The sequence below is a fragment of the Pseudomonas sp. genome (assembly GCF_030690725.1).
Classification (GTDB): Bacteria; Pseudomonadota; Gammaproteobacteria; order Pseudomonadales; family Pseudomonadaceae; genus Aquipseudomonas.
In genome coordinates, this window is record NZ_JAUYGD010000067.1 from 55,612 (window position 1) to 76,026 (window position 20,415).

A 20,415-nucleotide genomic window follows, 5' to 3' on the forward strand; every position below is an offset into this window, starting at 1 on the left:
ACAGCCAGCGCGGGATTAGCAGGCTGTTTTCAGGCGCAGGGCGCGCAAGCTGCGTTGCCTGATAGGCGGGTATGCGGCGGGCTGATGCTGCTTGGGGTGAAATCAGGGGCGTTGCAGGGCGGCGCGGTATTGCCCCGGCGTGGCACTGAAGGCCTGGCGGAAACGGTTGTTGAAGTGGCTGGCGCCGGCAAAGCCGCAGGCCAGGGCCACTTCAGCCAATGGCAGGGTGCTGTGTTGCAGCAGCTGTTGGCCATGGCGCAGGCGCTGCGCCAGCACATAGCGGTGTGGCGGCAGGCCGAAGCTGAGCTGGAACATCCGTGCGAAGTGGTATTCGGACAGCGCGCATACGCCGGCCAACTGGCCCAGGCTGAGCGCCTCACTGAGGTTGGCCTGGATAAACTCGCGTATCCGTCGGCGCTGGCTAGGGGCCAGACCGCCGCTCAGGCGCAGGCCTTCGCGGCGGCCGACCTGGGACAGCAGGGCGTGGTTGATCAGGCCATGGGCCAGGCTGCTGCTGAGCAGGCGTTCGGCCGGCTCGAACCAATCCAGCTGGCTGAGCTGGCGAAAGCGCTGGGCCTGCTGTGGGTCGTCGAGAAAGGTGCCTTCGCGCAGTTCCAGTTCCCGTGGTTCACGGTCCAGCAGATTGACGGCCGCCAGGGCGAACTGCTCCTGGCTGATATACAGATGGGCCAGCTGGATTTCACCGTTGATCACCCATTCCGACTGATGCCCGGCCGGGAGGATGCACAGCTTGTCCGGCGCGCCTTTGCTGTGCGGGCTCTCGCGGCGGAAGGTGCCGGTGCCGCCGGCCAGGTAGCAGGACAGCGTGTGATGGCTGGGCGCCTGATAGTCGCGCGCATCATGGCGGTTGCTCCACACGGCCGCCGCCAGCCCATCGCCCAGCTCGGCACTGCGGTGCAGGCGGGTGTTGGGCGAGCTGTGCATGCTCTGGAAAACCTGTAGGTGCTCAAGTTGCGACATAAATCCTCCGTCGCCCCATGCTACGCCTGGCCTGCCGGCGTGCCAGCCCCCACAGGTGGAAAAGCGCAAGATTATGCAAGGCGTGGCTATTTATAGCTGTCGAGAATTTCCAGGTAGCGCGGCTGCTGCTTGAGCGCGTTCAGGCTGTTCTGCAGACGGGTAAGCTGCACCGCGTCGGTGTCCAGACTGAAGGCGTAATACATGGCGCTTTCCTTGAGCACATGCACCGGGGTGAAGTCGTGGCTGTGCATGTCCAGGTTGCGGATAAACCAGTAGGCGGTGGTTTCGTCGTAGGCCCAGAGGTCGATGCGGCTGTTGTGCAGCAGATTGGCCAGTTGAATCGCGCTGGCGGATATCTGCAGCTGATGGTCTTTGATGCCCAGGCTGTTAAGTAGGTGATGGCCGACATCATCGCGAATCACTCCGATGCGCTGCGCGCTAAGGTCTGCCGGTTGCTTGATCTGTATCTGGCGATCCCGGCGCGCCAGCAGCACGATGCGGCTGGGCATGATCGGCCCGACCCATTTGAACTGCGGGCCGCGCTCCTCGGTGCGGGTCATGGAAAACAGCATCACCCCTGGGCCTTTGCGCGCCATCTGATATCCGCGCGCCCAGGGCAGCGAGCGAATATCCCGGCGCGCGATGGGCAGCCCGGCGCTGGCAGCCGCTTCCAGCAGAATATCCACGGTAATGCCGCGGGCGATGCCGCTTTCGGTGTAGTTGTAGGGCGGGAATTCTTCGGTGATGAAGTCCAGCGACTCCCACTTGGCTTCGGCATGCAACAGCGCAGGGCAGATCAGGCAGAGGGCAATAAACGCGAGCACGTGGCCAAGTCGAGCGGGCATGCGGCATACCTCAGGCTACAGGTACGGCCCGGTGACCCAGGCCGGATGCTGCTGGTGCATCCTGTATTGACGCTAGCCTGCTGGGCATAGGCTGTCGACCCGCCGCATATACCGCTCTGGATGGTCATTTTCGGGCATGCGAGTGAATGGCTATTAACCGTTGGGATCGAGCAGTCAGCCCTGCGCGCGCTCGTACCAGCCCTTGCTGTTATTGACCATGCGCACCAGCCAGAGCATGACCGGCACCTCGATCAGCACACCGACCACCGTGGCCAGCGCGGCGCCGGAGTTGAAGCCGTAGAGCACGATGGCCACGGCCACGGCGAGCTCGAAGAAGTTCGAGGCGCCGATCATCGCCGCTGGCCCGGCGATATCGTGGCGCACCTTGAGTTGGCGGCACATCCAGTAACCCAGTGCGGCGATAAACAGGGTCTGCAGCAGGATTGGTACTGCCAGCATGGCGATGATCAGCGGCTGCGCAACTATGGTCTGGCCCTGGAAGGAGAACAGCAGCACCAGGGTGGCGAGCAGGGCGAGGATAGAAAACGGGCCGATGCGTGCCAGCACCGCTTGCAGCGTCGCATCCCCCCGGCGCAGCAGGCGCGCGCGGATAAATTGGGCGATGGCCAGAGGGATGACGATATACATCACCACCGACAGCAGCAGGGTGTCCCACGGCACCGGGATCGACGATACGCCGAGTAGTAGGGCGACGATGGGCGCGAAGGCGAGCACCATTACCAGGTCGTTGATCGCCACCTGAGTCAGGGTGAAGTTGGCGTTGCCCTTACACAGGTTGCTCCAGACGAACACCATGGCGGTGCAGGGCGCGGCGCCGAGCAGAATCAGCCCTGCCACGTAGCTGTCGATCTGCTCGGCCGGCAGCCAATCGGCGAAAACATGGCGCAGAAACAGCCAGGCCATAAAGGCCATGGTGAAGGGTTTGATCAGCCAGTTGATGCTCAGGGTCACGCCAAGACCGGCGCGCTGCTGGTAGACCTCGCCGATGGCGCGAAAGTCGATCTTTATCAGCATGGGGATGATCATCACCCAGATCAGCAGCCCCACCGGGATATTCACCTGGGCGATTTCCAGCGCGCCTACAGCCTTGGCGGCCTCAGGCGCATACAGGCCGAGCAGGGTGCCGCCGATAATGCAGAGAAATACCCAGAGCGTCAGGTAGCGCTCGAAAAACCCCAGCGGGGCACCTGCGGCTTGCTTGCCGATCACTTCACACTGGCTGGACATCGCAGTTTCCTTGCGGCTGAGCGACCAGTCTAGTGGCGCTCGGGTAATGGATTATTGATCCAGATCGCCCTGCAGGGCGTCGGCTATTTCACTGACCGTGCTGCGCGCGGTGCGGGTGACGCCGATCAGAGTGGCTGAGGCCGCGCCGGTCCATTCGCCATAACCGACCAGCCACAAGCCGGGTTGCTTGCAGGCGCGGGTGCCATCGACGGCGATCTTGCCATCGGCTTCCAGCACACCCAGGCCTTGCAGATGATCCAGCGCCGGGCGAAAGCCGGTGCACCAGATCACCGCATCCACCGCCTCGCGGCGACCCTCGGCCCATTCCACTCCATCTGCGGTAAAACGCTGGAACGGCCGCTCGGCCACCAGCACGCCACGCTCGCGGGCCTCACGTACCGGCTCGACCATGACGATATCGCCCAGGCCGCCCACCGGCTGATCGATCACCCGGCCTTCCTGCTGAGCCTTCCAGCGCTCGGTGGCGCGTTCGAACAGCACCCGGCCATCGACCTCATCGGGCAGAAAGGCTGGCGGCTCCGGGGTGATCCACAGGGTGTCGGCGACTTTCGACACCTCGGCGAGAATTTGCGCCCCGGAGTTGCCACCACCTACCACCAGCACGCGTTTGCCAGCAAAGGCCTGCGGGTTGCGGTAATGCGCCGAGTGCAGCTGCTGGCCAGCAAACTGGGCACTGCCGGGGTAAACCGGGATAAAGGGTTTGCTCCAGGTGCCGGTGGCGCTGACCAAGGCCCGGCAACGCCATTGCTGGCTGCCGGCCTGGACCACAAACAGCTCGCCTTTTCGCGTCACCGAATCGACATGCATCGGCCGCACAATTGGCAACTGATAGCGCGCCTCGTACTGCGCGAGGTAGTCAATCACCGCATCGCGGTGCGGGTAGCCGGGCTCAGGGTTGGGCATCTGCCAGCCGGCGATGGAACTCCAGGTGGCGGGGGAGAACAGCCGTAGCGAATCCCAGCCATGCTGCCAGGCGCCGCCGGGTTGCGCCTGATCATCCAGCAGCAGAAACGACAGCTGGGTGCGCCGTAGAAAGTAGGCAGTCGCCAGCGCGGCCTGACCACCGCCGATAATCAGAACATCCACTGGGGCTTGCGTGGGCATGCAGTCGCTCCTTGGTTGCTCGCTTGTGGCGAGTGCCGGGCTGTGAAGATATACGGTTTACAAGATATACGGATATCAATATATTCGCCAAATCGTATTTGTCGGGCACCACTGCCATGAGCCAAAAAATTCGCGTGCTGTTTCTCTGCGTTGCCAACGCCGCCCGCTCGCAGATGGCTGAAGCGCTGCTACGTCATACCGACCCCGAAGGCTATGAGGTTTTTAGCGCCGGCACTCTGCCTGGTGAGGTTGATCCGCGTGCACGCCAGGCCCTGGAGCAGTTGGGCGTGAGCGCAGAGGGCCTGCACAGCAAGCCGCTGGAGAGCTTCGACGGTCAGCAGTTCGACTACGTGATCACCCTGTGCGACAAGTCCGCGTTCGAGTGCAGCACCTTGCCAGGGGCCGGCGAATACATCGCCTGGGACTTCGAGGACCCGGCCAGCAGTCGGCAGAAGAATGCCTACAAGCACTGTCTGCAGCAGATCCACGAGCGCATCAAGATGTTCGTGCTGGTCAAGAGCAAGGCCCAGGCTCCGCTGCAGATGCTGGCGCCGGTCACCTTGTTCAAATGCCTGGCCGACGACACCCGCGCGCGCATGACCCAGCTAATTGCCCAGGAAGGCGAGCTGTGCGTCTGCGAGCTGACCGCTGCCCTGCAGGAAAGCCAGCCGAAGATCTCCCGCCACCTGGCCCAGCTGCGCAGTAGCGGCCTGTTACAGGACCGCCGCGCCGGGCAGTGGGTCTACTACCGGCTGCACCCACAACTGCCGGCCTGGGTTGGCCAGATCCTGGCGCAGGTGCTCCAGGCTGAAGATCCACAACTGGCCGAGGATCGCTTGCGTCTGCACGGCATGCGTGACCGCCCTGATCGCGCCTCACTGTGCGGCTGAGCCACTGTTTTCTGGAGAAAGGCCATGAGCCCCGAACTGCCGAATATCGACCCCGAACTGCTCGATCTGCCGGGCCAGAAGCAACTGGCCAAACCGCCCGTCACACACAAGCCACGCATTCTGCTGCTGTATGGCTCCAACCGCGCACGCTCCTACAGCCGTCTGCTGACTGAAGAAGCCGCACGCCTGCTTGAGCAGTTCGGTGCCGAAGCGCGCATCTTCAACCCCAGCGGCCTGCCGCTGCCGGACGATGCCCCCGAGGATCACCCCAAGGTGCAGGAGCTGCGCGAGCTGGTGCTGTGGAGCGAGGGCATGGTTTGGTGTTCGCCGGAGCGTCATGGCGCGATGACCGGGGTGTTCAAATCGCAGATCGACTGGATTCCCCTGAGCATGGGTGCGGTGCGCCCGACTCAGGGCAAGACCCTGGCGTTGATGCAGGTCAGCGGCGGCTCGCAATCCTTCAATGCGCTGAACCAGATGCGCGTGCTGGGGCGCTGGATGCGCATGTTCACCATCCCTAATCAGTCCTCGGTGGCCAAGGCATTTCTCGAATTTGACGACGCTGGGCGGATGAAGCCTTCGGCCTATTACGACCGGGTGGTCGATGTGATGGAGGAGCTGGTCAAGTTCACCCTGCTGCTGCGCGGCCAAACGGACTACCTGGTGGACCGCTACTCCGAGCGCAAGGAGTCGGCCGAGCAGCTGAGCAAACGGGTCAATCAGGCTTCCATTTAATTCTCAGGATTACTTCGCATGTCTCATCCTTTTGACATTCTCAGCATTGCCAATCGTCCCGGTCGGTTGATCTTCACGCCGTGCCCAGGCACCAAGGACAGCAGCCTCGACAGCGCCTTGAACACCCTGCAACAGGCCGGCGCCGATGCCGTGCTGACCTTGATGCCGTCCGCCGAGCTGGAACTCAATGCCGCCAGCGAGTTGCCCGCGCTGTGCGCCGCGCAAGGTTTGCTCTGGCTGCACTTGCCGGTGGCCGACGAGCAGGTGCCGCAGGCGGATTTCGACGCCGCCTGGCCGGCGGCCATGGCGCAGATTGCTGAGCTGCTGGCCGCCGACAAGGCCATCGCCATTCACTGCAAGGGCGGCTCCGGGCGTACCGGGCTGATTGCTGCGCGCATCCTGATCGAGTTGGGTATTGAGCGCAGCGAGGCCGTTAGCCTGGTGCAGGCGCTGCGGCCGAAAGCCATTCAGCATCCGGCCCATGTGGGCTGGCTCGCCCAGTTCGACAACTGAGGTGAGCATGCTCAACACCCTGGGCCTGTTCGCCCTCACGGCGTTGGCCGAAATCATCGGCTGTTACCTGCCGTACCTGTGGCTCAAGCAGGGCAAGAGCATCTGGTTACTGGTGCCGGCCGCCGCCGCGCTGGCGTTGTTCGCCTGGTTGCTGACCTTGCACCCGACCGCCGCCGGGCGGGTGTATGCCGCTTACGGCGGGGTGTATGTGGCGATGGCAATCATCTGGCTGTGGCTGGTGGACGGCATTCGCCCGACCCATTGGGACCTGCTGGGCGCGGCTGTGGCCATGCTCGGTATGGCGATCATTATGTTTGCGCCGCGTAGCGCCTAATCACGTTGTAGAGGGAATTGGTTTATGGCTATCAAGGTAGGTATCAACGGTTTTGGTCGTATTGGTCGCCTGGCGCTGCGCGCTGCCTGGGGCTGGTCGGAACTGGAGTTTGTGCAGATCAACGACCCGGCAGGTGACGCCGCGACCCATGCGCATCTGCTGAATTTCGACTCGGTGCACGGCCGCTGGCAGCATGAGGCGAGCAGCGAAGGCGAGTGCATCCTGATCGACGGCAAACGCATCCAGGTCACGGCCAACAAGACCATTGCCGATACCGACTGGAGCGGCTGCGATCTAGTGATCGAAGCCAGCGGCAAGATGAAAACCGTTGCGGTGCTGCAAGGCTATCTCGACCAAGGCGTGAAACGCGTGGTGGTCTGCGCGCCGGTAAAAGAGTCGGGCGCGCTGAATATAGTCATGGGCGTCAACCAGCAGTTGTTCGACCCGGCGCAGCACCGCATCGTCACTGCCGCCTCCTGCACCACCAACTGCCTGGCCCCGGTGGTTAAGGTGATCCACGAACACCTTGGCATCCGCCACGGTTCGATCACCACCATCCATGACCTGACCAACACCCAGAGCATCCTCGATACGCCGCACAAGGATCTGCGCCGGGCCCGCGCTTCGGGTATGAGCCTAATCCCCACCAGCACCGGCTCGGCCACGGCCATCGCGGAAATCTTCCCCGAGCTGCGCGGCAAGCTCAACGGCCACGCGGTGCGCGTACCACTGGCCAATGCCTCGTTGACTGACTGCGTATTCGAGGTGGAACGCGCCACTTCGGTGGAGGAGGTCAACGCACTGCTTAAAGCTGCCGCTGACGGTCCGCTCAAGGGCATTCTCGGTTACGAGGAGCGGCCGCTGGTATCCATCGACTACCGCACCGACCCGCGCTCTTCGATTATCGATGCGCTGTCGACCATGGTGGTCAACGGCACCCAGGTGAAGCTCTACGCCTGGTACGACAACGAATGGGGCTACGCCAATCGTGCGGTGGAGTTGGCGCGGATGGTGGGCGCAGCCGATTGATCCTTAGGGCGAGCACCGCCAAACCTCGTAGGGTGGATGGCGCTTTATCCATCCACCGACAGCAATGGTGGATGAAAAAGGCGTCATCCACCCTACGGGCTACCTCGCTTAAAACTCGCCCCTTTGGGGAGAGGCCAAAGGCACCGCGAATGATCAGGGAATAAACTCATGCACGCCTTATCCCGCCTAGCCCCCGAAGTGCGCCAATACCTGCTGGTAACCGGCAACTACTGGGCCTTTACCCTTACCGACGGCGCGTTGCGCATGTTGGTGGTGCTGCATTTCCATAGCCTGGGTTATACGCCGCTGCAGATCGCCGCGTTGTTTCTGTTCTATGAGATTTTCGGTGTGGTGACCAATCTGGTTGGCGGCTATCTGGGCGCGCGGCTGGGGCTTAATCGCACCATGAATATCGGCCTGGGCCTGCAGGTCGCGGCCTTGCTGATGCTTACCGTACCGGCCCCCTGGCTGACGATTCCCTGGGTGATGGGCGCACAGGCGCTGTCCGGTATCGCCAAAGACCTGAACAAGATGAGCGCGAAAAGCTCGATCAAGCTGCTGGTGCCGGACAGTCAGCAGGGCACGCTGTACCAGTGGGTGGCGATCCTGACAGGCTCGAAGAATGCGCTCAAGGGCGTGGGTTTCTTTATGGGCGGTGCGTTGCTGGCGCTGCTCGGTTTTTCCGGCGCGGTGCTGGCCATGGCGGCCGTGCTGGCGCTGATCTGGCTGGCCAGCCTATTGCTGCTCAAGAAGGACTTGGGCAAGGCCAAGGCCAAGCCGAAGTTTCGCGACATCCTGTCCAAGAGCCGGGCGATCAATATTCTGTCGGCCGCACGCTTGTTCTTATTTGGCGCGCGCGATGTGTGGTTTGTCGTCGCGTTGCCGGTCTATCTGTCCAGCGTGTTTGGCTGGGATTTCTGGCTGGTCGGCGGCTTTCTCGCTGCCTGGGTAATTGGCTATGGCATGGTGCAGTCCTTCGCCCCGGCCATCACCGGCAAGGCCAGCGGCCAGTTGCCGGATGGCCGCGCGGCATTCGCCTGGGCTGCCGTGCTAGCCGGGTTGCCCGCCGCAATTGCCTTGGGTCTGAACAGTGACTTGCCGGCGCAGTGGGTCTTGCTCGGCGGGCTGATGGTGTTTGGCGCGCTGTTTGCGGTGAACTCCTCGCTGCACAGCTACCTGATTGTCAGCTACGCCAAGGAAGACGGCGTGTCGCTGGATGTCGGCTTCTATTACATGTCCAACGCCCTTGGCCGGCTGATCGGCACGCTGCTGTCGGGCTGGGTCTATCAGGCCTATGGCCTGGAGGCATGCCTGTGGGTGTCATCGGCCTTTGTCCTGCTGGCGGCATTGATTTCTATTGGACTACCCAGGCATCGGGCGGCGGATTAAAAAATTTCCGGGAGCAATTTTTAACGTCGCGTAGCGACGGCCCGTAGGGTGGCCGCCAGGGATGGCAGGCCATAAAAGCGCAAGTTTGTGCAAGAACACTCAGGCTGATCGGGCGCAGACTCTCAACCATCTACTGGGAGTCTGTTGATGAACCTGTCGCTCTATCTGTTGACCGTACTGATCTGGGGCACCACCTGGATCGCCCTCAAGCTGCAACTGGGCGAGGTGGCTATTGCTGCGTCCATCGCCTATCGCTTTGCCCTGGCGGCTGCCGTGCTGTTTGCCGTCCTGCTGCTAAGCGGCCGCCTGCAGAAGCTCGATAAGCGCGGCCAGCTGATCTGCCTGGCGCAGGGGCTGTGCCTGTTCTGCATTAACTTTATGTGCTTCTACACTGCCAGCCAGTGGATACCCAGCGGCCTGGTGGCGGTGATCTTTTCCACAGCAACGCTGTGGAATGCGATCAATGCGCGGCTGTTCTTCAAGCAGAAGATCGCCGCCAATGTTCTGGCCGGTGGTGCGCTGGGGCTTGGTGGTCTGGCCTTGTTGTTCTGGCCTGAGCTGGCCGGGCAGGAGGCCAGTCATGAAACCCTGCTGGGCATCGGTCTGGCATTGATTGGCACCCTGTGTTTCTCCGCCGGCAATATGCTTTCCAGTCTGCAGCAGAAGGCTGGGCTCAAGCCGCTGACTACCAATGCCTGGGGCATGCTCTATGGCGCCCTGATGCTGGTGGCGATCTGCCTGGTCAGCGGCACGCCGTTCGGCTTCGAGTGGAATACGCGCTATATCGGCACCTTGCTGTACCTGGCGATTCCCGGCTCGGTGATCGGCTTTACCGCCTACCTGACTCTGGTCGGACGCATGGGCCCGGAGCGCGCCGCCTACTGCACCGTGTTGTTCCCGGTGGTAGCGCTGAATATCTCGGTGTTTGCCGAGGGCTATCAATGGACGGCGCCGGCGCTGTTCGGCCTGCTGCTAGTGATGCTCGGTAACGTGCTGGTGTTTCGTAAGCCCAAAGCCATACCGATGGCAGTGGCGCGTGAAGCGTAGGGTGGATGACGCTTTTTTCATCCACCATGGGATCGCAAGCGGTGGATGGGTGAAGCGTCATCCACCCTACAAACTGCCCTGACCGCCAAGGGTTAACTCGGCCACTTCCAGGCCGGTTCATCGAGCATGCCCTGACCCTGGATCACGGTTTGCCCCAGCTGTTTTTCCAGGACGATGGCGTTGCATTCGGCGTGTTGCTCCAGGGTGGCGATCAGGCGGCTGGCGTGGGATACCACCCAGACCTGGGTGTGCTGCGAGGCGGCGATAATCAGCCGGCCGAGTGCGGGCAGCAGATCGGGGTGCAGGCTGGTTTCCGGCTCGTTCAGCACCATTAGCGACGGCGGTCTGGGCGTTAACAAGGCGGCCACCAGCAGCAGATAACGCAGGGTGCCGTCCGACAGTTCGCTGGCTGATAAGGGGCGCAAAAGCCCCTCCTGTTGCAGTTCGACGGCGAAGCGCCCACCGGCCTGTATATCGATGCGCAGACGTGCGCCGGGGAAGGCGTCGCTGATCGCCGCATCCAGCGCGGCGGGATCGCCGATTTCACGAATGGTCTGCAAGGCCGCCGCCAGGTCGCGGCCGTCGTGGTGCAGCACCGGGGTGCGGGTGCCCAGTTGCGGTAGGCGCGCGGGCGCTTCGGCATCGCTGCGAAAGTGATCATAGAAGCGCCAGCGGCGGATATGTTCGCGCAGCTGGAACACTTCCGGGCAGGAGGGATCATTGCCGATCTGATCGAACAGACTGTCGAAACTCGGCAGATGCTGGGCCATCACCTGCCAGTTGCGCTCTTCACGCATGCGCACCATCGGCCCGGCGCGGTCCACCAGCAGTGACGCGGGGCGATAGCTTGCCCCGGCCCAGATGCATTCACGCTTGATCTCTGGGTCCAAGGCGAAGGCGGACAGGCTGGGTTCCGGCAGCCCAAGGGAAATGGCATAGCTGAAGTCATCCCCGGCAAAACCCAGGCGCAGACGCCGGGCTTCCTTGCGCGGGCCGCCTTGTACCGGCACCTCGCCGCTGAGCATGCGCCGGCTGATGGTTTCCGGCCCGGCCCAGAAGGTGGAGTCCAGCCCACCTTCGCGAGCCAGGGCATTGACCACGCCGCCCTGGGCGGTTTCCGCCAGCAGGCGCAGGGCGCGATAGAGGTTGGACTTGCCGCTGCCGTTGGCCCCGGTAACCAGATTGAGCCGCCCCAGCGGCAGTACCAGGGTGTTGATCGAGCGGTAGTTGGCGACGGCGAGGGTGTGCAGCATGGGTGTCGTCCTGACAATTAATGAAGGGTTTTTAGCGGCGCGGCTTGCCTAGAACAAGCCTAGTTGGCCGCCGATCAGCGTGGCGAAGTCATCCTCGACAAACGGCAGGATGGCATCGGCCACCGGCTGTAGTTGCCGGGTCAGGTAGTGGTCGTAGTCGATGGCGGCGCTGCGCGCTTCCAGCGGTTGTGGGCCGGCGGTGGTGATCACATAGCTGATCCAGCCGCCACTCTGGTATTGCAGCGGGCGGCCGTGCAGGGCGTTGTATTCGTCGGCCAGGCGCGCGGCGCGCACATGCGGCGGCACGTTGCGCTCGTAGTCGGTGAGCTTGCGACGCAGGCGTTTGCGGTAGATCAGCAGTTCATCCAGCTCGCCATTCAGGGTGCGCTCGACATAATCACGCACATAGCTCTGGTGCGGCTGGTGCAGGAAGATCCGCTCGTACAGCTCACGCTGAAACTGCTGGGCCAGCGGTGACCAGTCGCTGCGTACGGTTTCCAGGCCCTTGTAGACCATCTCATGGCTGCCGTCGGCGTGCGCCACCATCCCGGCATAGCGCTTCTTGCTGCCTTCTTCTGCGCCGCGAATGGTCGGCATTAGAAAGCGCTTGTAATGGGTTTCGAACTGCAGTTCCAGGGCGCTTTCCAGGCCGTACTCATTGTGCAGATGCTCGCGCCACCAGGCGTTGACCTTGGCCACCAGGGCGCGGCCGATCTGCGCGGCATCCTCCTGGGCGTGCGGGCGCTTGAGCCAGACAAAGGTGGAGTCGGTATCGCCGTAGATCACCGCATAGCCCTCGGCCTCGATCAACGCGCGGGTGCGGGCCATGATCTCGTGGCCGCGCAGGGTGATGGAGGAGGCCAGGCGCGTGTCGAAAAAACGGCAACCGCTGGAGCCGAGCACGCCGTAGAAGGCGTTCATGATGATCTTCAGCGCCTGCGACAGCGGCGCGTTGTGCTCACGTTTGGCCGCCTCGCGACCCTGCCACACGCGCTCGACGATGGACGGCAGACAATGCTGGCTGCGGGAGAAGCGCGCGCCGCGAAAGCCCGGCACCGAGTGCTCATCGTCCGGCTGGCGCAGGCCTTCGATCAGCCCCACCGGGTCGATCAGAAAGCTGCGGATAATCGACGGATACAGGCTCTTGTAATCGAGTACCAGCACCGACTCATACAGCCCCGGCTGCGACTCCATCACAAAACCGCCGGGGCTGGCTTGCGGCGGGTTGTCACCCAGGTTCGGCGCGACAAAACCGCGGCGGTGCATCAACGGCATATACAGGTGCTCGAAGGCCGCCACCGAGCCACCGTTGCGGTCGGCGGGCAGGCCGGTGACCGTGGCGCGCTCCAGTAGAAAATCGAGGATTGCGGTTTTGCCGAAGATCCGCGTAACCAGCTCGCAGTCGCGCAGGTTGTAGCGCGCCAGGGCTGGCTTGTCCTCGCGGAACATGCGGTCGATTTCGTCCATGCGCTGGTAGGGCGTGGAAATATCCTTGCCCTCGCCGAGCAGGGTCTGCGCGACGTTTTCCAGGCTGAATGAGGGAAAGCTCCAGGTCGCCGAACGCAGCGTCTCTATGCCGTCGATAATCAGCCGTCCGGCGGCATCGGCGAAATAGTGGCCGTTGCGGCTGCCATGCTCGCGCCACTGCATCTCGCTGCCATCTCGGCCCAAACGCAGCGGAATAGCCAGGCTACGCGCATGTTCGTGCAGCACGCGCAGGTCGAACTGCACCAGGTTCCAGCCGATGATCGCGTCCGGGTCGTGTAGCGCCATCCACTGATTCAGGCGTTCGAGCAGCTGGCCACGGCTGGCGCAGTACTCCAGCTGAAAATCCACATCCGGCGGCTGTTCCGGCGTGCGACCGAGCATATACACGTTGCGCTGGCCGCAGCCCTCGATGGCGATGGAGTACAGCTCGCCGAAGGCATTGGTTTCGATATCCAGCGAGGCCAGCTTGAGGCTTGGCCGGTAATCTGTGCAGGGCTTGATCTGCGCATCCAGCAGCAGGCCATTGCCACTCGGCTCGGGCGTGCCGGCAAACAGCACCGGCGCGGTGATAAAGCGCTCCATCAGGTAGCGCTCCGGCGGGCGCACATCGGCCTCGTACACTTCAACGCCAGCACGGCGCAGCAGCTTGTCGAGGTCCATCAGCTGGCGGTGCTGCTGGCAATACAGGCCCAGCACCGGGCGCTGGTGAAAGTCCTTAAGGCCCAGCGGGCGCAACTCGACGCCGCGCTCTTTGCTTAGCAAGACCTCGGCTTGCTCGCGTTGCGCCGCCGGAATAAACGCCACCGAGGGCTGATAGGGCAGGCGGATATGCCGTGGGCCGTTATCGGTGGCCAGCCAGAACTCCACCTGCGTCCCTGCCGGCGTATCACGCCAGTGCCGGGTCAGCAGAAAGCCCTGTTGTAAGTCCACCGCGCTGCTCTCTAGTGATTTTTGATCGGCCAATTCTACGCGGGCTTTTGTCTGTATGCCTATACAGTGTTTTGGCGACTGCCAAGCGGGCACAGACAAATCCGCCTTTAGGAGTAAAATGCCCGCCCTGATTGACTGCCTGATACCCAAACCATGTCCCTGCCCAAGCACCACCTCGAACTACTGAGCCCGGCGCGCGATACCGCGATTGCCAAGGAAGCCATCCTGCACGGCGCCGATGCGGTGTATATCGGCGGGCCAGGCTTTGGGGCGCGGCATAACGCCAGCAACAGCGTGGCGGAGATTGCCGAGCTGGTGCAGTTTGCCCACCTGTTCTATGCGCGGGTGTTTGTCACCCTCAACACCATCCTGCATGAGGATGAGCTGGAACCGGCGCGGCAGATGATCTGGCAGCTGTACGAAGCCGGCGTCGATGCGCTGATCGTGCAGGACATGGGCGTGATGGAGATGGATATTCCGCCCATCGAGATCCACGCCAGTACCCAGTGCGACATCCGCACCCTGGAAAAAGCCCGCTTCCTCGATGGCGCCGGCTTCTCCCAACTGGTGCTGGCCCGCGAGCTGAACCTGGAAGAGATCGGCAATATCTGCCGCAACGTCGATTCGGCGGTCGAGTTCTTTATCCACGGTGCGCTGTGCGTGGCGTTTTCCGGTCAGTGCAATATCTCCCACGCGCAGACCGGGCGCAGTGCCAACCGTGGTGACTGCTCCCAAGCCTGCCGCCTGCCGTACACCTTGAAAGACGATCAGGGCCGCGTGGTGGCATTTGATAAGCACCTGCTGTCGATGAAGGACAACAACCAGACCGACAACCTGATCTATCTGGTGGATGCCGGCGTGCGCTCGTTCAAGATCGAGGGGCGCTACAAGGACATGAGTTACGTGAAGAACATCACCGCGCACTACCGCCGCGAGCTGGATGCGATTCTCGAGCAACGTCCGCACCTGGAGCGCGCCTCCAGTGGGCGCACTGAGCACTTCTTCACCCCCGATACCGACAAGACCTTCCATCGCGGCAGCACCGATTATTTCGTCACCGACCGCAAGGTGGACATCGGCGCGTTCGACTCGCCAACCTTTACCGGGCTGACCGTGGGCGTGGTGGAAAAGGTCAACAAGCGCGACCTGATCGCCGTCACCGATACGCCGCTGTCCAACGGCGATGGCCTTAACGTGCTGATCAAGCGTGAGGTGGTGGGTTTCCGTGCCAATATCGCCGAGCTAAAAGGTGAGTTCGAGGAAGAGGGCGAGAAGCGCTACCGCTACCGTGTCGAGCCCAATGAGATGCCCGAGGCCATGCACCGCGTGCGTCCGCTGCAGCCGCTGCATCGCAACCTCGACCATAACTGGCAGCAGGCCCTGCAGAAAACCTCATCCGAGCGACGCATTGCGGTCAGCTGGCAGCTCAGCTTGCGCGGCGAGCAGCTGAATGTAAGCGTCACCAGCGACGACGGCATCAGCGCCAGCGTCAGCCTGGCCGGCCCGTTCGCCGCCGCCAAGGACGCCGAACAGGCCCGCGAGCAACTGGCCGATGGCTTGAGCAAACTGGGCACCACTATCTATTACAGCGCTGGCGTGCAGATCGACTGCGAGAGCGTGCCGTTTATCCCGGGCTCGCAACTCAAGGCCCTGCGCCGCGAAGCCATCGAAGCCCTGACCCAGGCCCGTATCGCCGCTCACCCGCGTGGCGGGCGCAAACCCGTCAGCGTGCCGGCACCGGTCTACCCTGAGTCGCACCTGACCTTCCTCTCCAACGTCTACAACGACAAGGCCCGCACCTTCTACAAGCGTTACGGCGTGCAACTGATCGACGCCGCCTACGAGGCCCACGAAGAGTCGGGCGAAGTGCCGGTGATGATCACCAAGCACTGCCTGCGTTTCTCCTTCAACCTGTGCCCGAAACAGGCCAAGGGCGTCACCGGCGTGCGCACCAAAGTCTCGGACATGCAGCTGATCCATCAGGATGAAGTGCTGACCCTGAAGTTCGACTGCAAGCCGTGCGAGATGCACATCATCGGCAAGATGAAGGGCCATATCCTGCATCAGCCGCAACCCGGCAGCGCCCAGAGCAAGGGCGGCGCGGTGGGCTATATCACCCCGGATGATTTGCTAAAGACCATCAAGCGCTAGGGTGAAGCGGCACTCTTAGGATGGGGCGGGCCGCGCAGGTTGAGCGCGGCGATACCCATCAGGTTTTCCACCAGGGAGACTGGCTGTGTTGACTCACGATTCTTGATGGGTATCGCGTTGCTCAACCCATCCTACGGGCTTTGCCTGGGTGCAGGCTCGCCAGCGCGCTAGGATGGTGTTTGTATAGGACGTCGAGCGTTCAATCGGCTGACCTTGCTCTACCAACCAACGTGATAGGGCAGGTAGATTCCTGCTGGGCACGCGCGGATAGCGGTGGTGTTCGCCGTGATAGTTATAGTTGAGGTAGTGGATAAAGGGGCGTTCGAAGGGGTTGCTGGTGTGACTGCGTAGCCTCATAACGCCCGACTCGCCAGGCATAGGCACGTGTTCGCAGAAGCCGCGAATCTGTGACATAAGCAGGCCGACTGTGGCCGCCGAGAGCGGAAAGATAAGTCCGAGCCACAACTGCTGGCCTCCTCCTGTTGCCAGTAGGAAGAATGCCCCCTGTACCGAGATTAGGCCTGCGCACTCACCGAGAGTTATGCTCCAAGGACGAGGCATGCTCAGCCGTTGTTTGAGTAGCGTTGCCATGTGAATCATGTTCCAGCCCAACAGCGGTCTTAGCAGGTGCCAGGTTAGCTGGGTGCGAGTGGCGGTTTCGAGCGCACCGTAGTCGAGCAGTTGCGGGTCGTCATCGTCCCCAACTGAGCTGTGATGTTTTTTGTGCAGGGCATCGAAAGCGATGAAGTCGACTACGGTCCACCAGCCAGCAATGCGTCCAACAATGCGATTAAAGGCAGGTGTGCGGAACAGTGAGCCATGCACGGCTTCGTGCACGAGAAGGGTTGTCTTAGATATCGCTATGCCCAGCGGCACCAGCGCTGCGATTGCTAGCCAGGGCGAAAGGCTGGCCCAGAAAGGCAACATGGCAATATGAATCAGTGGAACCCCAAGTAGTCGGAGGGTCGCGCGTAGCCCCCACGCATCGGAGGTTTCGAAGAAGTATTTAGGAATGATTAGCTTGGCCTGCATGGTTTTTACGTGTCCTTCCATAGCGCTTATCCCATTTGGTTGTTCTTGATAGTACCTAGGATGGCTCAGGCGCAGCGCTAACCATCAAGTTCTTCACTCTGCCTATTTGCGTACTCACTAATGTCGCTTGCCAAAACCCTTGGCGAGAAACAGCCACGCCATCAGCGGATAACAAAAGTAATGCAGGCCAAAGATCAGCAACCCCATCGGGCTGGGATCGTCTTGCAGCGCCATCATTGCCAATAAACCCAGATAGAGCAGGGCCAGGATGCCGCCATAGAGCGCGAGCAGGCGGCGGCGTTCGCCTTGCAGGGGGCGGCGCTGGTGGCGCCAGGAGAACCACAGGGCCATGCCGCCGGCCACTGCGCTGGCGATCAGCAGGGTGGTGAGTGGGCCGCCGAGTTTGACGAAGGTGCGCAGCAGCAGGTTGAGCATAACAACCGCCACCACGCCGCCAAGGGCCAGGCGGGTGAGCGGGACGCTGCTGGCGCTGGGCGAGTTCATCGGCTGCGCTCCTGATAGTGGATGTGATTAGAGGGTGCGGTTTAGACCGAAGCGTTTTTTCAGCACTTTTTCCAGTAACGCCTTGGGCAACAGTGCGGCCAACAGCGGCATGCTGCGACTGCCATTGCCCAGGCGTAGCAGGCGCGGGCGATTCTTTTGCTGGACTGCGGCCAACAGGTTACGGGCGAAATGGCTGGTAGGGGTGGGGTTGTCTTGTGAGGCGTTGGCGCGGGCGCGGATGCCGTCGCGGATTGGCCACCAAGGCGAGGCTTCGTCGATTAGCTGTTCGGCCTGCTGGCTGGCATTGGCGCCGAAGCTGGAGGCAATCGCGCCGGGCTGCACTTCCATCACGTCGATAGAGAAGGGCGCCAGCTCCAGGCGAAGTGCATCGGTCAGGGCATGTACGGCGGCCTTGGAGGCGCAGTAGGCGCCGGCAAATGGGGTGACCAGCACGCCGGAGACGCTGCCGATATTCACCACCAGGCCCTTGTTCTGCCGTAGCAGTGGAAACATCGCGCGGGTGACGCCGATCAGCGAGAACACGTTGGTTTCGAACTGCTTGCGCATGGCTTCGACGCCGCCATCGAGCAGTGGGCCCATGGCGCCGTAACCGGCGTTATTGATCAGCACGTCGAGGCCACCGATCTCAGCTTTCAGGCGTTCGGCCAACTGACCCAGGGCCAGGCCATCGTTGACGTCCAGTTGCACGGCGTGAAAGCCGGCAGCGTTCAGGGCCGCGAGGTCCTCGGCTTTGCGCGCAGTGGCCCAGACCTGGTAACCGGCCTGCTGGAACACCTCGGCCAGGGCGCGGCCAATACCGCTAGAGCATCCGGTGATCAGTACGCTGGGCTGGGTCATGCAGCTTTCCTTGTTGTTTTCATGGGGCAACGCTCAACGGCTAAAGCTGCCTTGCAGGCGCTCTGCGCGAAATTCTAATGTGCTGGCGCGGTAGCCGCTGCGCAGGGTGGGCAAGGGTAGACAGGTTTGCCAGTCGGCGTCAGGCAGTAATTCGCCGGGGCCGCTGTAGCGCGGGGTTTCATACAGGCGCTCGGCCAGGTTGACGCTGTCGCCGGGGCGGTAGGCGGCGATCTGCCAATGCAGCTCAAGCAGCGCGGCCTGGCTGCCGTTTTTCAGATTCAGGGCCAGCGGGCGATCCGCTGGGCAGCGCTCCGGGGCGTAGTCGAGGCGTAATTCGAGGTGGGCCAGGTGGCGGTTTTCGCGGCTTTCCTGCCAGAGCACCCAGCTGGCGACCAGGCCCAGGCCGATCAGCGCGCCGAGGGAAATCGGCAGTGCCTTGCTCGGGTAGCGGATCAGCAGGATCAGCCAGCTGAGTACCAAGATTGCACCGAATAACATGATCAAAAACGGCCTTGTGTGGGATCAACAGGCGTTCATCCTACACAAGGCCGGGCGGCTGGGTACATGCTTTGCCCCGCCAGCCCATGTGCAGGGCTGGCGGTTGTGCATCAACCGGCTGCGAGACTCAGCTTGGCGGTTTGGCTGCGGCCGTAGACATCATCCAGACGCTGGATGTCGTCTTCGCCCAGGTAACTGCCCGATTGCACTTCGATGATTTCCAGGGGGATCTTGCCGGGGTTGCTCAGGCGGTGCACCGAGGTCATGGGGATGTAGGTGGACTGGTTTTCGGTGAGCAGGAACACCTTGTCATCACAGGTCACCTCGGCGGTGCCGGATACCACGATCCAGTGCTCGGCGCGGTGGTGGTGCATCTGCAGCGAGAGGGTGGCGCCGGGGTTGACCGTGATGTGCTTGACCTGGAAACGCCCGCCCATGTCCACCGAGTCATAAGAGCCCCACGGGCGATAGACCTGGCAGTGGTTCTGGGTTTCGCTGCGGCCGTCGGCATCGAGCTGGTTGACCATGGCCTTGACGTCCTGCACGCGGTCCTTGTGCACGATCATGGTGGCGTCCTTGGTTTCCACCACCACGATGTCCTGCACGCCGATCACCGAGACCAGTTTGCCGTTGCCGTGTACCAGGCAGTTGTGGCTATCGTGGATCACCACATCGCCGGACAGCACGTTGCCCTGGGCGTCCTTGGGGTGTACGTCCCAGATCGAGGACCAGCTGCCGACATCGTTCCAGCCAGCATCCAGCGGCACCACGCAGGCGCGGGTGGTTTTTTCCATCACGGTGTAGTCGATGGAGTTGTCCGGGCAGCAGGCGAAGGTGGCGGCATCGATGGTCACCTGGCTGCCGTCGATCTGGCTGCGTTCGAGCGCCAGCAGGCAGGTGTCATAGATGTCGGCATCGTGCTTTTTCAGCTCTTCGAGGTAACGGCTGGCGCGGAACAGGAACATGCCGCTGTTCCAGTAGTAGTCGCCGCTGGCAACGAACTCGCGGGCACGGGCCTCGTCAGGTTTTTCGACAAATTGCGCAACGCGGATGATGCCCTCGGGCAGGCCTGGGTCCGCGACGGACTTGATATAGCCATAGCCGGTTTCCGGACGGCTGGCGGGGATGCCGAACAGCACCATTTCGCCTTTCTCGGCGGCTCTGCTGGCGAGCTGCAAGGCCGTCTGGAAGGCCTGCTGATCGGTCAGTACATGGTCGGCGGGGAGGATCAGCAGCAGTTCATCGCGGCCTTCGGCGAGCAGCTGCATGGCGGCGATGGCCACGGCCGGCGCGGTGTTGCGGCCGAAGGGCTCAAGCAGGATGGTCTGGGTTTCCAGCAGCTGGGTGTTGAGCTGCTCCTGCACGATAAAGCGGTGCTCCAGGTTGCACACCAGCACCGGCGCCTGCATGCCGGCGAAGCGCAAACGCTTGATGGTTTGCTGGAACAGCGTGTCGCTGCCGGTGAGGGCGAGAAACTGCTTGGGATACTGCTTGCGCGAGAGCGGCCAAAGGCGCGAACCGCTGCCGCCGGAGAGAATTACTGGAATCATTGCATGTACTCCTAA

General features: G+C 62.4%; 19 protein-coding genes. 8 read left to right on the forward strand and 11 right to left on the reverse strand.

Features of this window, described 5'->3' with window-relative positions:
* Positions 1–102 precede the first annotated feature (102 nt).
* The 4 genes from Q8O69_RS16945 to Q8O69_RS16960 form a co-directional block, all read right to left on the reverse strand.
* Positions 103–981: a helix-turn-helix domain-containing protein gene (locus Q8O69_RS16945; RefSeq protein ID WP_305593392.1), complete on the reverse strand. Its 879-nt coding sequence runs from the start codon at positions 979–981 to the stop codon at positions 103–105.
* An 86-nt stretch (positions 982–1,067) separates the two neighbouring features.
* The gene (locus Q8O69_RS16950; protein ID WP_305593393.1) at positions 1,068–1,826 is read right to left on the reverse strand and encodes an ABC transporter substrate-binding protein; all 759 of its coding nucleotides are present in this window, start codon (positions 1,824–1,826) and stop codon (positions 1,068–1,070) included.
* A 174-nt stretch (positions 1,827–2,000) separates the two neighbouring features.
* Positions 2,001–3,074, reverse strand: a complete 1,074-nt coding sequence (gene arsB / locus Q8O69_RS16955; RefSeq protein WP_305593394.1) for an ACR3 family arsenite efflux transporter — start codon at positions 3,072–3,074, stop codon at positions 2,001–2,003.
* Between the two features lie 51 nt (positions 3,075–3,125).
* A complete protein-coding gene (locus Q8O69_RS16960) occupies positions 3,126–4,199 on the reverse strand; it encodes an ArsO family NAD(P)H-dependent flavin-containing monooxygenase (RefSeq protein WP_305593395.1) in 1,074 nt (357 codons plus the stop codon).
* 116 nt (positions 4,200–4,315) lie between these two features.
* Here Q8O69_RS16960 and Q8O69_RS16965 point away from each other — a divergent pair, with 116 nt between their 5' ends.
* From Q8O69_RS16965 to Q8O69_RS16995, 7 genes are all read left to right on the forward strand, one after another.
* On the forward strand, positions 4,316–5,089 hold the full coding sequence (locus Q8O69_RS16965; RefSeq protein ID WP_305593396.1) for a metalloregulator ArsR/SmtB family transcription factor: 774 nt from the start codon (positions 4,316–4,318) through the stop codon (positions 5,087–5,089).
* Positions 5,090–5,113: 24 nt separating this feature from the next.
* On the forward strand, positions 5,114–5,824 hold the full coding sequence (gene arsH / locus Q8O69_RS16970) for an arsenical resistance protein ArsH (protein WP_305593397.1): 711 nt from the start codon (positions 5,114–5,116) through the stop codon (positions 5,822–5,824).
* An 18-nt stretch (positions 5,825–5,842) separates the two neighbouring features.
* Positions 5,843–6,337, forward strand: coding sequence for a cyclin-dependent kinase inhibitor 3 family protein (locus Q8O69_RS16975; protein ID WP_305593398.1), 495 nt, complete (start codon positions 5,843–5,845; stop codon positions 6,335–6,337).
* A 7-nt stretch (positions 6,338–6,344) separates the two neighbouring features.
* Positions 6,345–6,671 (forward strand): YnfA family protein, encoded by a 327-nt coding sequence (locus tag Q8O69_RS16980; RefSeq protein ID WP_104739579.1) that lies wholly within the window; start codon positions 6,345–6,347, stop codon positions 6,669–6,671.
* Positions 6,672–6,695: 24 nt separating this feature from the next.
* Positions 6,696–7,700 carry an ArsJ-associated glyceraldehyde-3-phosphate dehydrogenase gene (locus Q8O69_RS16985; protein WP_305593399.1) on the forward strand — a complete coding sequence of 335 codons (1,005 nt, stop codon included), beginning with the start codon at positions 6,696–6,698 and terminating at the stop codon, positions 7,698–7,700.
* Between the two features lie 168 nt (positions 7,701–7,868).
* On the forward strand, positions 7,869–9,089 hold the full coding sequence (gene arsJ / locus Q8O69_RS16990) for an organoarsenical effux MFS transporter ArsJ (RefSeq protein WP_305593400.1): 1,221 nt from the start codon (positions 7,869–7,871) through the stop codon (positions 9,087–9,089).
* Positions 9,090–9,236: 147 nt separating this feature from the next.
* Positions 9,237–10,136: a DMT family transporter gene (locus Q8O69_RS16995; protein ID WP_305593401.1), complete on the forward strand. Its 900-nt coding sequence runs from the start codon at positions 9,237–9,239 to the stop codon at positions 10,134–10,136.
* A gap of 92 nt (positions 10,137–10,228) precedes the next feature.
* On the opposite strand, the gene Q8O69_RS17000 is transcribed toward Q8O69_RS16995, so the two are convergent.
* Positions 10,229–11,389 carry an AAA family ATPase gene (locus Q8O69_RS17000; RefSeq protein ID WP_305593402.1) on the reverse strand — a complete coding sequence of 387 codons (1,161 nt, stop codon included), beginning with the start codon at positions 11,387–11,389 and terminating at the stop codon, positions 10,229–10,231.
* Between the two features lie 48 nt (positions 11,390–11,437).
* Entirely contained in the window at positions 11,438–13,807 is a 2,370-nt protein-coding gene (locus tag Q8O69_RS17005) for a DNA polymerase II (RefSeq protein ID WP_305593403.1), read from the reverse strand.
* A 153-nt stretch (positions 13,808–13,960) separates the two neighbouring features.
* On the opposite strand from Q8O69_RS17005, the gene Q8O69_RS17010 reads away from it, so the two are divergent.
* Positions 13,961–15,958: a U32 family peptidase gene (locus Q8O69_RS17010; RefSeq protein WP_305593404.1), complete on the forward strand. Its 1,998-nt coding sequence runs from the start codon at positions 13,961–13,963 to the stop codon at positions 15,956–15,958.
* A 93-nt stretch (positions 15,959–16,051) separates the two neighbouring features.
* Here the strand turns inward: Q8O69_RS17010 and Q8O69_RS17015 are convergent, their stop codons facing one another.
* The 5 genes from Q8O69_RS17015 to Q8O69_RS17035 form a co-directional block, all read right to left on the reverse strand.
* On the reverse strand, positions 16,052–17,011 hold the full coding sequence (locus tag Q8O69_RS17015) for a fatty acid desaturase (RefSeq protein WP_305593405.1): 960 nt from the start codon (positions 17,009–17,011) through the stop codon (positions 16,052–16,054).
* 96 nt (positions 17,012–17,107) lie between these two features.
* Complete coding sequence (locus tag Q8O69_RS17020; protein WP_305593406.1) at positions 17,108–17,494, reverse strand: hypothetical protein; 387 nt, start codon at positions 17,492–17,494, stop codon at positions 17,108–17,110.
* 27 nt (positions 17,495–17,521) lie between these two features.
* Positions 17,522–18,352, reverse strand: coding sequence for an SDR family oxidoreductase (locus tag Q8O69_RS17025; RefSeq protein WP_305593407.1), 831 nt, complete (start codon positions 18,350–18,352; stop codon positions 17,522–17,524).
* A 33-nt stretch (positions 18,353–18,385) separates the two neighbouring features.
* A complete protein-coding gene (locus Q8O69_RS17030) occupies positions 18,386–18,850 on the reverse strand; it encodes a multidrug transporter (protein ID WP_305593408.1) in 465 nt (154 codons plus the stop codon).
* A 110-nt stretch (positions 18,851–18,960) separates the two neighbouring features.
* Positions 18,961–20,400, reverse strand: coding sequence for a mannose-1-phosphate guanylyltransferase/mannose-6-phosphate isomerase (locus tag Q8O69_RS17035; RefSeq protein ID WP_305593409.1), 1,440 nt, complete (start codon positions 20,398–20,400; stop codon positions 18,961–18,963).
* Positions 20,401–20,415: the final 15 nt, after the last annotated feature.